Origin of the sequence: Streptomyces sp. NA02950 (genome assembly GCF_013364155.1) — a bacterium.
In the GTDB taxonomy this organism is placed as follows: Bacteria; Actinomycetota; Actinomycetes; order Streptomycetales; family Streptomycetaceae; genus Streptomyces.
In genome coordinates this window covers 2055340-2069336 of sequence record NZ_CP054916.1, presented here as the reverse complement: position 1 = coordinate 2069336, position 13997 = coordinate 2055340, and the positions used below count along the sequence as shown (strand labels likewise).

The 13997-nt window shown below is 74.2% G+C and carries 10 protein-coding genes; 5 read left to right on the top strand and 5 right to left on the bottom strand.

The genetic code is table 11. The features are described 5' to 3' along the window. Positions 1 to 5 precede the first annotated feature (5 nt). Positions 6 to 1553 carry an APC family permease gene (locus HUT19_RS08600; RefSeq protein WP_176179879.1) on the bottom strand — a complete coding sequence of 516 codons (1548 nt, stop codon included), beginning with the start codon at positions 1551 to 1553 and terminating at the stop codon, positions 6 to 8. A 63-nt stretch (positions 1554 to 1616) separates the two neighbouring features. After that, on the bottom strand, positions 1617 to 3086 hold the full coding sequence (locus HUT19_RS08595; RefSeq protein WP_176179878.1) for an aldehyde dehydrogenase family protein: 1470 nt from the start codon (positions 3084 to 3086) through the stop codon (positions 1617 to 1619). A gap of 292 nt (positions 3087 to 3378) precedes the next feature. Between HUT19_RS08595 and HUT19_RS08590 the strand changes: the two genes are divergently transcribed. Together HUT19_RS08590 and HUT19_RS08585 are read left to right on the top strand one after the other, a co-directional pair. After that, the gene (locus tag HUT19_RS08590) at positions 3379 to 4017 is read left to right on the top strand and encodes a DUF1266 domain-containing protein (RefSeq protein ID WP_176179877.1); all 639 of its coding nucleotides are present in this window, start codon (positions 3379 to 3381) and stop codon (positions 4015 to 4017) included. A 92-nt stretch (positions 4018 to 4109) separates the two neighbouring features. Next, positions 4110 to 7541 carry a hypothetical protein gene (locus HUT19_RS08585; RefSeq protein WP_176179876.1) on the top strand — a complete coding sequence of 1144 codons (3432 nt, stop codon included), beginning with the start codon at positions 4110 to 4112 and terminating at the stop codon, positions 7539 to 7541. Positions 7542 to 7568: 27 nt separating this feature from the next. Here HUT19_RS08585 and HUT19_RS42285 read toward each other — a convergent pair whose 3' ends face one another. Beyond that, positions 7569 to 9365, bottom strand: a complete 1797-nt coding sequence (locus HUT19_RS42285) for a transcriptional regulator (protein ID WP_217712250.1) — start codon at positions 9363 to 9365, stop codon at positions 7569 to 7571. Between the two features lie 421 nt (positions 9366 to 9786). Here HUT19_RS42285 and HUT19_RS08570 point away from each other — a divergent pair, with 421 nt between their 5' ends. Both HUT19_RS08570 and HUT19_RS08565 read left to right on the top strand, forming a co-directional pair. Continuing rightward, positions 9787 to 10290 (top strand): hypothetical protein, encoded by a 504-nt coding sequence (locus HUT19_RS08570; protein ID WP_254885491.1) that lies wholly within the window; start codon positions 9787 to 9789, stop codon positions 10288 to 10290. Between the two features lie 184 nt (positions 10291 to 10474). Then, on the top strand, positions 10475 to 11155 hold the full coding sequence (locus HUT19_RS08565; protein WP_176179875.1) for a GPP34 family phosphoprotein: 681 nt from the start codon (positions 10475 to 10477) through the stop codon (positions 11153 to 11155). Between the two features lie 76 nt (positions 11156 to 11231). On the opposite strand, the gene HUT19_RS08560 is transcribed toward HUT19_RS08565, so the two are convergent. Beyond that, positions 11232 to 11651 carry an SsgA family sporulation/cell division regulator gene (locus HUT19_RS08560; protein WP_176179874.1) on the bottom strand — a complete coding sequence of 140 codons (420 nt, stop codon included), beginning with the start codon at positions 11649 to 11651 and terminating at the stop codon, positions 11232 to 11234. 229 nt (positions 11652 to 11880) lie between these two features. On the opposite strand from HUT19_RS08560, the gene HUT19_RS43925 reads away from it, so the two are divergent. Continuing rightward, entirely contained in the window at positions 11881 to 13401 is a 1521-nt protein-coding gene (locus HUT19_RS43925) for an RNA polymerase sigma factor (protein ID WP_176179873.1), read from the top strand. 29 nt (positions 13402 to 13430) lie between these two features. Here HUT19_RS43925 and HUT19_RS08550 read toward each other — a convergent pair whose 3' ends face one another. Further along, a complete protein-coding gene (locus HUT19_RS08550; protein WP_176179872.1) occupies positions 13431 to 13895 on the bottom strand; it encodes a (4Fe-4S)-binding protein in 465 nt (154 codons plus the stop codon). Positions 13896 to 13997: the final 102 nt, after the last annotated feature.

The following is a 13997-nucleotide window of genomic DNA, read 5'->3' as shown; positions in this document are numbered from 1 at the left end:
TCTCCTCACGGGGTGGTGGTGGCGGCGTGCTCGGCGAGCACACCCGTGTGTCTGCGCTGGACGAACCAGTAGTAGGCGAAGCCACCGAGCGCGACCACGCCGATGAACAGGAACGCGCCCCAGCGCAGATACCAGTGCTGTGGACCGGAGGCGTTGTAGACCTGCGCGCGCGGCCAGGCCAGGTTGATGGACATCGCCACCCCCCACAGCACCGCCAGGACGTTGACCGTCAGCCCGAACCGGCCCAGTGAGAAGCGGCCCTCGGCCGGTTTCCACTCACCCCGGAGCCTGCGCACCAGCATGGGGACGGTGACCAGCAGATACGCGATGTAGATCATGATGATCGCGATACTGGTGACCACCGAGAAGATCTGTGGCTGGTTGATGTTGATGACCAGGATGCCGACCGCCACCAGACCGATGAGGATCGCCGGGAGCAGCGGGGTCTGGAACCGCGGATGGACCCGGGCCAGCCTGGAGCCGCCGGGGAGGTTGTTGTCCCGGGCCATGGCGAACATCAGCCGGATCCCCGCGGTGTGCACGGCCAGCGCGCACACCGTGATCGCGACGACCACGCACCACAGCACCATGTCGCCGATGGTGCCGCCGAGGACCGACAGCACCACGTACTGGAGCCCGTCCACCGACAGCTGCTTGGCGTTCAGGTTCTCCACCGCGAGCAGCGCGAAGAGCAGGATGAGCCCGCCGATGACGAACGAGGCGACGAGCGCCCGCAGGATGGCGCGCGGTGCGTTGCGGGCCGGGTCCAAGGACTCCTCACCGAGCGAGGAGGCGGTGTCGAAGCCGTACATGACGTAGGCCGAGGCCAGCGAGGCGGTCAGAAACGCCCCCAGATAGCCCAGATGCTCTCCGCTGCCGAGGCCGTAGGTGTCCATCACGGCGGCCGGGCCGCGGGTGATGTGCGCGGCCAGCAGCAGGATCAGCACGATCGCGGCGACCAGCTCGATGGCCACACCCGCCGAGTTGATCCGTGCCATCAGCTTCACGCCGAAGCCGTTCACCAGCGTGGTGAACAGCACCAGGACGCTGCCGAGCATCACCGCGTTGGCGGCCCGTTCGGTGCCGCTGCTGCCGTCGCCGATGAACTGGAACCACGAGGAGATCTGCGGCAGCGTGATCTGGTACGCGAGCGCCACCGCCGACAGCGACACCATGGTGGCCGTCATCATCATCCAGCCGCCCAGCCAGCCCACATGCGGCCCGCCCAGCAGCTTGGACCAGTTGTAGACCGACCCGGCCACCGGATAGCGGCCCGCCAGCTCACAGAAGCACAGCGCCACCATCAGCTGGCCCGCGAACACCATCGGCCAGGACCACCAGTAGGCCGGGCCGCCATGGCTCACGCCGAAGTAGAACAGCTGGAAGGTGCCGGTGAGGATGGAGATGTAGCTGACCCCGGCGGCGAAGGTATGGAAGTTGCCGAGGGTCCGCTTGAGTTCGGGGCGATAGCCCAGTTCGGTGAGCGAGTCGTCGTCGTGCCCGCCCTCGGGCCGGGCGCCCGGCGATGGCCCGGCGGGCTCGGTCGCCGTCATACGCACCACCTCTGCGGCAGCACGCCGACCACCCGCGGTGTCATGCCGACCACCTCGGTGGTGTCATGCGAACCACCTCTGCGGGCGGGGCGCGGTGTTGCGCCAGATGTGCTTGGCCTCCTGGTACTCGGCCAGACCCGCCGGGCCCAGCTCGCGCCCGATCCCCGACTGCTTCATCCCGCCCCATTCGGCCTGCGGGACGTACGGGTGGAAATCGTTGATCCACACGGTGCCGGCGCGCAGCCGGGACGCCACCCGGTGCGCCTTCTCCGCGTCCTGCGTCCACACCGCCCCCGCCAGCCCGTACACCGTGTCATTGGCCAGCGCGACGGCCTCGTCCTCGTCGCGGAACCGCTCCACGGTGAGCACCGGGCCGAACGACTCCTCCTCCACCACGGACATGTCCGGGGTGCAGTCGTCCAGCACCGTCGGCAGATAGAAGTAGCCGTGCTCCAGCGCCGGGTCGTCCGGCGGTGTCCCGCCACAGCGCAGCACCGCGCCCTCGTCGATCCCGGACGCCACATAGGCCGCCACCTTCTCGCGGTGCGCCGCGGAGATCAGCGGACCGCTGCGGGCGTCCTCGTCGAACGGACCGCCCAGCCGGATCTGCCGGGCCCGGTGCACGATCTCGTCGATGAACGCGTCGTGCAGCTGCTCCTGGACCAGCAGCCGGGCACCGGCCGAGCACACCTGCCCGGCGTGCAGGAACACGGCCATCAGGGCGTAGTCCACGGCCGTGTCGAAGTCGGAGTCGGTGAAGACGATGTTGGGGTTCTTGCCGCCCAGCTCCAGCGCGATCTTCTTCACCGTGGGCGCGGCGGCCGCCATGATCCAGCGGCCGGTGACCACTCCGCCGGTGAACGACACCAGGTCCACCCGCTCGTCCGTGGCCAGTGGCGCGCCCACGGTCGCGCCCGCTCCCAGCACCAGATTGGCCGCGCCCGGCGGCACCCCGGCCTCGGCCAGCAGCCGCATCAGCCCGATGGCGCTGTGCGGGGTCAGCTCGCTGGGCTTGAGCACGAAGGTGTCCCCGGCGGCGAGCGCGGGGGCGACCTTCCAGGCGGTCTGGAGCAGCGGATAGTTCCACGGCGTGATCAGGGCGCAGACCCCCACCGGCTCGTGCACCACCCTGCTGTCCACCTCCGGGCTGCCCACGTCGATGACCCGCCCCGGGCCCGTCGAGGCGATCAGATGGCCGAACCAGCGGAAGCAGTTCGCGATGTCGTCGAGGTCGTACTCGCTCTCCACCAGCCGTTTCCCGGTGTCCAGGGACTCGGCGCGGGCGATGTCGGCCTTGTCGCGCTCCAGCAGGTCGGCGACGCGCAGCAGCAGCCTGCCGCGCTCGGCGGCCGGGGTGCCGGGCCAGGGGCCGCGGTCGAAGGCGTCACGGGCGGCCGCGATGGCCGCGGCCGTGTCCTTCGGCCCGGCCTCGTCGACCGTGGCCACCAGGCTCCCGTCCGCGGGGCAGCGGATCTCGCGGGTGTGTCCGTCGAGGGCGGCTGTCCAGCGGCCGCCGATGAAAAGCTCCGGCATGAATCGCCTCCGGGCTCGGACGGAGTGACCGGCCTCCGTGGTGACACCTCGCGGGGTGCTCCTTCGCCGTCCCTCGGTCCCTCGGGGCGCGAGGCCGGTCCACACACCGAGCGTAAGTGGCGCCGGTCCGCCTCGCACGGCGTAACCGGAAGGCCGCTGATCGGCGGGGTCGCGCGGAACGGGTGGCGACGGCCAGGGGCCCGGTGGCGACGTACGGCAGCGGCGGCAGCGGGGTACGGCAGCGGGTGGCGATTGACGGGTGCGCGGGGACTCTGCCAGCATCTCCAGCCCTATGGCTGGATGGACACAATTCGGCGGCGCCCTCGTGAAGATGGCCGTGGGCCCGTCGGCGAAGAGACGCTTCCCCACTCCGTTGACCTCGCACCAGCGGTGGATGGTCTCCCTCGCGGCGATCCTCGCCGAACGCACCCCGGGGCACTCCCACACCCTCCTCTACCCGCTCAAGCGCATCGACCGCTCGACCTCCCGGGCACGGCTCTCGGACAGCTGGGACATCACCTCCACCGAAACGCTGCTGGAGATCCTGGGCTTCCTCGCCTCGCACGGCCACCGCGACCAGATGGCCCCCCGGCTCGGCCACCCGCCGCTGGCCTGGGACATCGTCCGCTACGCCGATGTGGTCCGCTACGGCCTCGCCTCGGAGTACATCGACGAGCCCACCGCGTGGCGGCTGCTGCGCGAGGTGGTCGCCCCGGTGGCCCGCACCTACGGCTCCTGGAAGGAGTACGCCGACGACTACATGATCGGCCGCCGGGTGTGGATGCACGGTCTGACCGGGACCGAACACGAGGACTGGCCGGTGTCCCAGGAGGACACCGCCCGCGCGGTGCAACGGCTGGTGGACCCGATGAACGAGAAGAGTCCATGGCGCCAGGTGCCGTGGGAGACCATCCACCAGCCGGATGTCTGAGCGCGGTGTGACGGCGGCCCGGCGGGCGCGTCCGGTGGCACCGGGCCGACACCCCTACGGCGCGGTCACCCCCACCGTGCACAATCCTCGTCATGGTTCATGAGCCCCGAGCCCCCCGCGCCCTCGCAGATGAGCTGCTCACCGCCCTCGACCCGTTGCCGCATCCGCGCCGGATGCACGAACTGGCCGTACGTACCAGGGCGGCCACCGCGCGCGGTGAACTCGGCGCGCTCATCGGCGAGTTGGAGCGTCGCGGGGTGTACGAGCGGCGGCTCGCCGCCGCGGCCGCGGCGGTCGGCGGACGGACCGGCCATCTTCAGCGGCGGCTCCTGGACCCGGACCCCGTGGTGCGCCACCACGCCCTCGCGGCGGCGCGGGACGGGGAGGGGATCGACGACGAGGCGCTCGAGGCGGCGTTCCAGGACGCGCCCGCCGCCGTACGGCGGGAGTTGACGCGTACCGTTGTCGCCGGACGGCGCGTTGCGCTGGCCGACCGGCTCATCGAGCCAGTGCGGGAGCGATGGGGCGACGCCGAGGCGGCCCGGCTGCTGCCCGGCTGCGGAGCGGACACCTTCGCCCGGCTGCTGCCCGCCCTCTTCCACGCCGTCGGCAGCTGGCGCCCCCTCGTCCCCCGCCACCCCCTCACCTTCCTCGACGAGGCCGAACGGCAGCTCACCACGCTGCCCCAGGCCCTGCGCGACGCCTGGTGGGCGCGGTACGCACACGGTGTCGCCCTCGCCGTTCCCGTCGCACCGCACCGGGTGCTGGACCTGCTGGAGGACGTGTGCCACGGCGCGCTGCCGCTCCCGGTGCGCCACCGGCTGTCCGCCCTGGTGGCCGCCGACCCCACCCGCACGCTGCGGCTGCTGCTCACCCCGGCCCAGGCGCCCCTGCTGCGCGCCCCGGGCCTCGAACGGGCCGTACTGCGCCGCCTCGTACGCGCCGACCCGCCCGGACTCCCCGAGCTGGCCCGGGCCCTGCGGCACGACGCGGGTGCGCTGGCGCGGCTGCTGGCCGCGCTGCCGCCCGCCCGCCGCGCCGATGTCTTCGCCCGCGCCACCGAGGGCCGCGACCCCGCCCACGCGTCCCTCGACCCCGTTGTCCTCGAGGTCCTGCCGCGCGCCGCCCGTCAGGTCGAGGCGCGCCGGATGGCAGCGCGGGCGCGCGAACGCGGGGCGCACTGGACGGCGGTGCTGGAGGCCGTGGCGTATCTGCCCGTCGACGAGGCGCGCGAGGAACTGCTCAGCGCGGCACGCCGTTCCCCGGCCGAGGACCGCGCCCTCGCCTATCCCCTGCTGATCCGCAATGCCGCACACTCCGGCGACCCCGACGCCGTCACCTCGCTGCTGGCCCTGCTGGAACGACTGCGCAACGAACAGGACCCGGTGCGCTGCGCGGCGCTCGGCGCGCTCGCCACCGTCCATCCGGCCCTGTTCACCGACGCCGCCGCCGAGCATCTGGACCGGGTCGCGGGCGACGCGATCCAGGCCCGTGACTCCTCAGCGGCCACCCGGCGGGCCCTGCGCCGCCTCGCCGTCGCGCTGCTGCGCGAACACGCCGTCACCGGGCAGCGGGAGCTGCTGGGCTGGGCGCTGCGCACCGTCACCCGGCTCGCCGGGCGGGTCGGCGCGGCCGACCTCGGCAGACTCGACCACACCCTGCGGCGCGGCCAGGAACACACCGTCTTCGAAGCGCTGCGGCCCTGGCTGGAGGCGGGCGCCGACCGGGTCGACCACGAGCTGACGTTCGCCCTCGTCCGTTCGCTCGGGCGACGCGCCCACGCCATGCCCGAGCTCCAGGAACTGCTGCGCCAGGCCATCCAGTTCGGCAGCGACACCACCGCACGCACCGCCGTCGGGCTGTGGCTGGAGCCCCCCGGTGAGCGCGACGCGCGAGTCGCGGAGATCCTCGCGCAGGACCCCTCGGCGGCCGTACTGCCGGACGTCCTGGCGGTGTTGACACGCCGGCGCACCGATCTGCTCGACCTCGTCCTGGCCGACACACCGCCGTACGGCCGGTTTCTGACACCCGGCACCCCCTGGACCCCGCCCGCTACCCATGACGCCGTCCGCTGGCTGCCCCGCCAGCAGGCCGCCGCGGCGCGTCTCCTGGAGCGGACCGCCGCCGACTCCTCCCGCCCGCCCCATGAGCGCACCTCGGCCATCGCCCGCGCCGCGCCGATCCCCGTCACCGGCGCCGCCGCCGTACGGGCCTGGGCCGATGCCGACGACCCGGTGCTCGCCGAGGCCGCGCTCGCCGCCCTCGCCCGCACCGACCGGCCCGGCGACGCCCTGCCCGCGCTGCTCGCCCACGCGGGAGACGACCGGGCCCGGGTGGCGATGTACGCGGCCACCCGGGCGGCCCGCTACGCCGAACCGTCACGGCTGGAGGGCGCGATCCGCGGTGTCCTCGCACCGGACGGGGTGGCGACCGCCGTGCCGACCGTGCCCCCGAAGGTCACCAGCCGCAAGGAGGCCGCCCGGCTCGCCGCCACCCTGCTGCCCGTGCCCGACGCCGCCACCCTCCTCGCCGACGCCTGTGCGCTGCCCGGCCAGCACCACGACGTCCAGGCCGCCTGCGTCGCCCTCGCGACCCGGCTGCTCGACGCCAAGCGCGTCTGGGAGATGCTGACCGCCGCCGCGAGCGGCCGACGCGAACTGCGCCACGCCGTGCTGCGCGTCCATCCGCTGGACCTGCCCGAACCCCACCGGGCGCGCTACGCCCAGCTCGTCCGCGTCGTCTGCGACACCGACGACCCCGAGGTGGCCGCGGCGGGCCACGCCGCGCTCGCCGTCTGGTCGCCCTGGGCCCCGGACGTGGCGGCCGTCCTGGTCGCCGCCGTCACCGACCTGGACAACCGGGCGGGTTGGAGCTCCGCAGCCGACGCGCTGCTGGCCCTGGTGGCGGCCGCCCCCGACGGCACACCCGAGGACAACCCCCTGGCCTGGGCGCTCGCCGCCCTCGCCATCGCCGACACCCGGCCCGGCACCCCCGACGCCGCGCCCGGCCGGGACCGGCCCGCCCGCCGCCGGATCCGCCACCTCGCCACGCGGCTCGCCGCTCGCGCCCCCGGCGGTACGGCGACACGCCCGATGCGCCGCGCCGCCACCGCCGCCGCCGAACTCCTCGCCGGCTACGAGACGTTCATCCCCGACGCCGCCCATGTCCTGGTCCACGTCCTGGATCTGAACTCCCGCCCCGGCCCGCTGACCGCCGCGCTCGCCCGCCTCAGCCGACTGCACTCCGCCCGCCCGGCCCTCGCCGCCCGCACCGCCGAGGTACTGCACCAGCGGCTGAACGCGGCGGTGCGGCCCGGCTCCGACGAGGCGCTGCTGTACGCGGCGTGGCAGCTGAGCGAGGACGGCGGCCACGCCGCCGGGCTGTTCGCCACCACCCTCACCGAGGCGGGCGGCCGCCGCACCGACTGGTCGGAGCCGTGGCGCGAGCACCTGCGCGCGCTGCGCGGGCATCCGCACCCGGACGTACGGGACGCGGCGCTGCTGCTGGCCACGGCGGCGGAGTGAGCGCGGCGTCCGGCCGCGCTCCGGCGGTCAGCCGTATCTGTGCCAGACGCCGTCTCCGTAGTCGTAGCCGTACTCGGGGCGGCCCTTGACCCCGCTGGTGCGGAACGGCGCGCCGTGGTCGTCGATCCGCGCCGTCCCCTCGCGTCCGCCGCTCGACCACTCCAGCTCCAGATACCAGCGGCAATCGCAGCCGGAGGTACGGGCGTTGATCAGCAGCACCTCCGGATCCGTGGCCGAAACGCGGTACGGCAAGCGGACGGCGGGGAGCGGCTTGCCCGCGTCATTGCCGTCGGTGGGGCGCGCCAGCGGACGGGACGCGTCCAGGTCGACGGAGAACGCGCGCGGGGTGAGGGAGCCGCCGCAGCCGTTCTCCATCGCGAACGACGACCACGCCAGGGGGCTGTGCCGCCCCACGACCCGTACGTGCAGCGCCTGGAGGACCACCGCGGACGACGCCCGGCCCTGCACCGTGACCTCCACATGGGTGGTTCCACCGTGCACGGCGCCGTGGGCAGAGGCCCAGGTCGGCGCGTCCTGCTCGGTGGGCGGCGGAGCGACGTCGGTGGGCGACCGGTCGATGAGATAGCGGTGGTCGCAGCCGTTCTCCCACACATGGGAGCGGGTGCTGAGGGTGAGTGGGGCGCGCGAGCCGCCGTTGCCGGGCGTGTCCCCCGGCCGGCCGGACGCGCCCGGCGAGGGCGAGGCGGAGGCGGAGACGGACGGCCCGCCGCCGTGGCGCCCCTTGCTGTCGTGGCGCGGCGCGCCGGACCGGTGCCCGCCGTCGCCCGCCTCCGCCCGGTCCAGATGCCCGCGCGCCGTCGGGCCGACGGGCACGGCGGACCGCGGGTGGGCGGTGGCCCGGGGTGAGGCCGCGGCGTCCTTCCCCTCGTCGTCGCCGGGCGGCCGTACCTCCACCGCCGTGACGGCGAGCACGACCATGGCGGCGGCCCCGGCCATGAACGCCCACGGCCGCCGTCGCCAGGCGGCCCGGCGCGGGACCGTACCCTCTCCCGTGGGCACGGCCCGCAGCCGCTCCCGTGTCCCGGAGCGCGCTCCGGAGCCGCCCCCCACCGGCGCCCACCGCACCCCCGCCCCGGACTCCGGGGCGGCCCAGCTGGGCCGGGGCCGCGCGTCCCCCGCGGGGTCGGACACCGCGCGCGGACCGGACTCATCGGGCTCCGGAGGGAGGTGAGCCCCGCCCTCGTCGCCGCCACCGCCGCCGTCCGCCGGGGCGGCATCCACCCGCTCACGCCCGCCTCGGCCGACCCCGGCGACCCGGCGAGCCGAGCCGTTCGGTGAGGCGCCGGTGGTGCTCCCACCGTCCGGGGTGCGTGCCCGCTCGTCCCGGCGTGTCCCGTCATCCGCCGCACCGTCGGCGACACGCCCACCGCTCGCCGCGGCGCGAGTCCCTGCCGCGGACCGATGGCTGTCCGACGGCCTGTCGCGGTCGTCAGCCGCGGCCGCCCCCGTCCGCCGTTCCCCGGCGCTTGCCGCGCTCCCAGCCGGGGGCGAGGCGGTCGCGGCGGGGCGGCGGGGTCTGCCCGGGGGGCCGCCGCGAGGTGTGGTGGTGCGGCGTCTGGCCGCGTCGGCCAGGATCCAGCGGCGGTGGAGCGCGATCAGCTCCTCCGGTGTGGCTCCGCACAACCGCGCGAAGCGTTCCACCGGCGCGTAGTCCGCCGGGACCGCGTCGCCGTTGCAGTAGCGGTGCAGTGTGGACGTGCTGACGTGCAGTCGCGTGGCCAGTGAGCCGTAGCTGCGGCCCGAGCGTTCCTTCAGGACCCGCAGCCTCTCCGCGAAGTCCGCGACCTCATGGGCGCTCCCCATGGAACCGTCCCCCTTCCTCCCCGACTCCCCACCCGTTCGCGTCCCGCGGGCCGTGTCCCACGGGTGTCCCGCGGACGCGTTCCAGGCTGTTGTCATACCCCCAAGTCAGCGTACGTGCAGGCATTCCAGCGTCCCGGATGCCACGCCTTTCCTGGCGCCCGCGCCCCGGCGGCCCGCACGCTGGGCACCTGCCGCCGCGAACCGCGCGGCGTCACCGTGACATGACAGGTCGCACCGGCATGAGTGGTACCGGCATGAGTCGCGCCGACATGACAGGAAGAGACGGGGAATCACCTGATGCGCATGGTCAAGCACGCGGTCCGCAGGGCCGCCGCGGGCGCGCTGGCCGCGGCCGCCGTCGTGGGGGCGGCCGGAACCGGGCCCGGCCCAGGCAGCGGTCCTCAGCCCTCCCGCCCACCTCGTGCCGAGGGAGCTTCCGCCGCGCCCCGGCTCGGACTGGTACGCGAGTGATGTCACCAAGGGGCTGCCCGAGAACATCCCGTTCTGCGTCGAGAAGACCTTCCCCTCGGCCGGGGCGACCCACCGCACCTTCTGGACCGAGTACGACACCGGCGCCGCCCAGATCGTGGTCAGGACCGGCACCGTGGACGCGGCCCGCAAGCTGGCCGCCGCCGCGGAGAAGAAGATCCGGAACTGCGCCGCCGACTGGCGGCGCGACCACCCCGAGGGCACCGCCTCCTGGCGGGACTACGGCGCGCTCACGGCCGAGGACGGCGCCCATGTCTACGGCGTCCACACCTCGTACCCGGACTCCGAGCCCGGGATCCACCTCTACGGCGTGGGGCGGGACGGCCGGACCGTGACCGTCGTCGCGTGGGGCGAGACGGGCGGTTTCGCGCACGCTCCGGTCGCGGACTTCAAGCGCACCACCACGACCGCCGTCGTCAAGCTCTACCACCCGTAGGACCACCCGTAGGGCCACCGGCGGGAACACCCGTAGGACCGGCCGCAGGGCCACACATGAGCCAGGGGCGGCGGTCACGCGCGCGCAAGGGGGGTGCGCGTGGCCGCCGTCCCGGCGCGGCCTCCGGCGGTTATGGTCGGGACACCTCGCACCGACCGGACGACACCACCGACCGGAGGCCCCCGTGCCGAACGGCTCGCTCTCCCTCGCAGCCGCACTCCATCTGCTCGCCTTCGACCCCGGGACCGGCAAGCCCACCGGTGCCCACACCGCGCTCCTCGTCCGCGCCGGAGCCCTCACCGAACTGGCCCAGCGCGGACTGCTCACCGACACCGACGGCAAGCCCCGCCCCGTGGCCGATGCCATGACCGGGAACAGTGCGCTCGACGGGCTGCTGGAGCTGATCGGGGAGTCCCGGCCGCGCACCTGGGCGACCTGGGTGGAACATCAGCCGCGGCTGACCGAGCACGCCGTGCGCGACCAACTGGTGGCGGACGGGTATCTGCGGGTGGCGGCGCGGCGTGTGCTGGGGGTGTTCCCGCTCAAGGAGTACCGGCTCGAACGGACCGATCTGGTGGCGGGGATGCGCGAGGACGCGGTGCGGGTGCTGCACGGTGACCGGCCGGTGGCCGAGGTGTCCGAGCGGGACGCGGCACTGGTCGCACTCGCGGCGGCGGGGGAACTGCGGACCGTGGTGACGGCCAAGGACGCGAAGCTCCACAAGGAGCGCATTGCGGAACTCGGGGAACGAAGTGGGGGAATGGGGCCGGTACTGGAGAAAGTGATCGCACAGGTGCGGGCGGCGCTCGCCGCGGCGGTCACCACGGCGATCCTCGTGGCGACCACGTCCCCGAACAGCACCTGAGGGGCCCGAGAGGCCCCAGTGCGCCTGAGGGGCCTGACGGCCCCCGGCGCGGGAGACGGGAGACGGGGGCGCCGGCTCAGGCGGGAGCGTCCCCCAGCAGCGACGCCAGACCGTCGTCCAGGTCCAGCTGTCCGCTCTCGCTGCCCTCGGGGACCACGGTGTACGAACGGCCGAGGAATCTGAGCAGGTCCCCGGTGTCGAACTGGACCATGGCCATGCCCTCGGGCGCGTGGAACTCCAGCACCGTGCGCTGCGGACCGCACGGCCACATCTGCACATCGCCGTTCCCCGCGGGCCCGCGCAGCCCGGCCGCGAGCAGCTCGCGCCCGAACGTCCACTCCACCGCGGACCCGTCGAGGGAGGCGGAGGGCGGGAAGGAGATGCGGACGGCGTACGGGTCGTCGGGCTCGTAGCGCAGACAGGCCGGGATGGCGCGTGCCTCGGGCGTCGACGCGATGAGGTGGGCCTGAACGGCTTGGTCGATGACTGTGGACAACGCCGGCTCCCTTGTGATCGGTGCGGGTCCTCGCCTCGCTTACGTCCGTTAAGACGTACGGGCGATCAGGCCAGTGCACCCATGGTTGCTGTGACGTGTGTCACGACTGATTTTTCGAGGGGACATAGGGCATTTAGGCTTGCGAAAACCATGCCCGGTCTCGGGCGCCGTGCGGAGCTGTTACAAAACTCCGCCGCCGACGAGGCACCACCCCAGGGGTTGTTCCACCATGCACCAAGGTCCCGCGGCGCTCGACGCGGCCGCCTACAGCCGTCTCTACGAAGCCGAATACCCGCGTCTCGTCGCGTACGCCCGCACCCTCACCGGTAATCCCTGGACCGCCGGCGACCTCGTCGCCGAGGCCCGTTACCGGGTGTGGCGGCGGCTGCGGACCGGGCAGCCGATCGGTGCCGACGCGGTACCGGCCGAACTCACCGGCGCCGTGCGCGGGCTCTCCGCCGCGGCCGCGAGCTGGGGGCCGCCGCAGCGCGGTTCGTACCTCGAGCCGCTGGTGGACGTCCTGGGTGAGCTGCCGCAGCGATGGGTGACCGCGCTGTGGCACGCGGAGGTGGACGGGCTGTCGCCGGAGGGCGTGGCCCGCCGTCTCGGCACCCACGCCGACGGCGCCGCCGCGCTGGTCGAACGGGCCCGTGAGAGCCTGCGCCAGGAGTATCTGCGTGCCCAGCCGGGCGCCCCGGCGAGCGCGGCGTGCGGTGCGCACTGGGAGCGGATGCCCGCGCATGTGCAGGGTGTCGACACCCCCCACCAGGCCGAGCAGATAGCCGTGCACATCGAGGGCTGCCAGGACTGCCGGAGCCGGATGGAGCGGATGGTGGCGGCCGACGACCGGCTGCCCGCGCTCACCGGACCGGCGCTGCTGGCGCTGCTGGACCGGGGGACGGCGAAGTGGCTGGTGCCGCTCGCCGCCACCGCCGTCGGCGCGACGGCGGTGGGTACGGCCACCCGCACCCTGCCGCTCGGCGGTGCGCACGCGGCGGCCGCGGGCGGCACGCTGGTGTCCGCCCGGCGTTCGGTGCGCCATCTGATGCGGGGGCAGGTGCGCCAGGCCGGGCCGGTCGCGGCCACCGTGGCCGGTGTCGGTGTGCTGCTCGTGGCGAGTGCGGCGGTCGCGGCCGGGCTGGCCCTGACCGACGCCGACCAGGCGGGGCCGGGACAGCCCGCGGCGGCATCGGCGCCGTCGGATCCGGGCGGTGCCGGGGTGCCCTCCGATGGGGGCGATTCATCCGCGTCGTCGGGTTCGTCGGAGACCTCCGGTACGTCCCCGCGGACCTCGGACGACCTGCGGTCGGAGGCCGCGCGGGAGGCGTCCCGGAACCGGCCGTCCACGGGGCGGTCACCGTCGGACGTGCCGTCGAGCGCGGTGTCTCCTTCCGGGCCGGCGTCGTCCTCCGCCGCGCCGTCCTCTTCGCCCTCGTCACAGCCGACTTCACCCGGTTCGTCGGCTTCGTCTTCTCCGGGCGAGCCGTCCGATCCGTCCTCCCCGCCGACCGGCCACCCGACGGATGACCCGACCGACGGTGGTACGTCGGAGCCGACCCGGTCCGGAGAGCCCAGTGGCACCCCGAGCGAGAGCGCCACGCCAAGCGACGAACCGACCGAGGAGCCGACCGAGGAGCCGACGGCCAAGCCGACCGACGAGCCGACGGCCAAGCCCACCGCCTCGTCCGACGACAGCGCGAAGGACTGTGTGTCGGTGCTGGCCCGGGTCTGCGTCGACAACAACCGCTGAGGGACACCACCACCGAGGGCCGGGGTTACTTACGGCTGCCGCTCCCCGCGGCCGCCGGGCCCCGGGTCCGTCGGCCCCGGCCCCGGCCTCGTTCCGCACGGCCCCGCCCCGTCGCAGTACGGGTCGTTGCCGGTGGCGCCGCAGCCGCACAGTGTCGCGCGGGTCTCCTTGCGGGCCCCGTCCGGGGTCTCGATCATCAGATCGCCGCGGACCAGGATCTGACCGGAGGACCTGCGGGCGAGCGCCGTGGGGCGGTCGGGCTGCTCCGTCCGGCCGTTGGCCATCCGGTACCGGAGCGCCCCGGAGGTGCAGCGCCGCACCACCTCGGCGACCACATCGGCGGGTGCGCCGTCGGCCTGGATCCACGGCCGCCGCTCCGGGTCGAAGACCTGCGGCAGGGCGCGGGCGCACTCACCGGCGTGCAGACAGCGCTCCGCCTCATAGCTGACGGTGACCATGGCGCCCACGTACGGCTTTCCACGTTCGTTGTCCATGGCGGTCACCTTAGGAAGGCCGAGCCGGTCCCGCGATTCGGAGTTTCTCACTCTCACTCGTTCACCTGTCCGTGGACGGCGTCCCACGGATGGGCTAGCTTC